1 protein-coding gene is annotated in these 1259 nt (G+C 72.0%); it reads right to left on the minus strand.

Going from position 1 to position 1259, the window contains the following annotated elements:
• Positions 1–1094: protein kinase domain-containing protein (locus tag QH283_RS14310; protein WP_280503491.1), on the minus strand; the 1094-nt coding region annotated here is incomplete at its 3' end.
• Positions 1095–1259: the final 165 nt, after the last annotated feature.

Raw genomic sequence — 1259 nt, forward strand, 5'->3', positions numbered from 1 at the left:
GGGCCGTAGTGGGTGGGGGCGGCGTGCGGCCCGGTGCCGTTGCGACCGCCGTTCATCCCGCCGTTGTGGTTGCTCATCATGGTGGCCGGGGCGTCGGCGGGATTCATGCCGCCGCCGATCGCGGCCGCGGCCGGACGGCTGTAGCGCACGGTCGGACCGTCGCCGTGCGTCGCCGGGATCGCCACGGTCGGACCGGGCGGCAGCAACTGGGTGGAGTCCTCCAGCGGTCCCGCGCCCGCGGCGCCCTTGGGCGGCGGCGGCCGGAGCCCGGCGCGCACCGCGGCCACCGCGTCGGCGAACTCGCCGCCGCTGGCGTAGCGCAGGTTCGGGTCCTTGCCGAGGGTGATCTCGATGAGTTCGCGCACGTGCGGCGGCACCTCCGGCGGCAGCGGCGGCGGGGTCTCGCGCACGTGCTTCATCGCCACGGTGATGGCGCCGTCGCCGCTGAACGGGCGCTTGCCCGACAGCGCCTCGTAACCGACCACGCCGAGGGAGTACACGTCGCTGGCGGAGGTGGCGTCCTCGCCGACGGCCTGCTCGGGGGCGATGTACTGGGCGGTGCCCATCACCATGCCGGTCTTGGTGACCGGGCTGGCGTCGACGGCCTTGGCGATGCCGAAGTCGGTGATCTTCACCTGGCCGGTGGGGGTGACGAGGATGTTGCCCGGCTTGACGTCACGGTGCACCACACCGGCGGCGTGCGCGGCCTCGAGCGCGCGGCCGGTCTGCTCGAGCATGTCGAGGCCCTGGTTGACCGACAGCTTGCCCAGCCGGGTCAGCACCGCGTTCAGCGGCTCGCCCTGCACCAGTTCCATCACCAGATAGGAGGTCTCGCCCGCGCTCGGGTCGTAGGTCTCGCCGTAGTCGTAGATGCCCGCGATGCCGGAGTGGTTCAGCTGGGCCGTGGTCTGGGCCTCGGTGCGGAACCGCTGCCGGAAGGTCGGGTCGGCGGAGAATTCGGCCTTGAGGACCTTGACCGCCACCCGGCGGTTCAATCGTGTGTCCAGCGCTTCCCAGACCTGGCCCATGCCGCCGGTGGCGATCAGGCGTTGCAGTCGGTAGCGGTCGGCAATCAGCGCACCGTTGTTCAGCATCGGGGCCCCCGGACCTCTCCTCGCACGTTCAATTCCTAGCCCCCTTGCAGACCGGCGTCGAGCACGGCCCGGGCGATGGGCGCCGCCACCGAGCCGCGCGGGGCCCCCCCCCCCCCGCGGCCCCCCGCGGAGAAACAATAACGCCGAAGGCTGAATAGGTATTAA

Source organism: Nocardia farcinica, from assembly GCF_029867845.1.
GTDB lineage: Bacteria > Actinomycetota > Actinomycetes > Mycobacteriales > Mycobacteriaceae > Nocardia > Nocardia farcinica_A.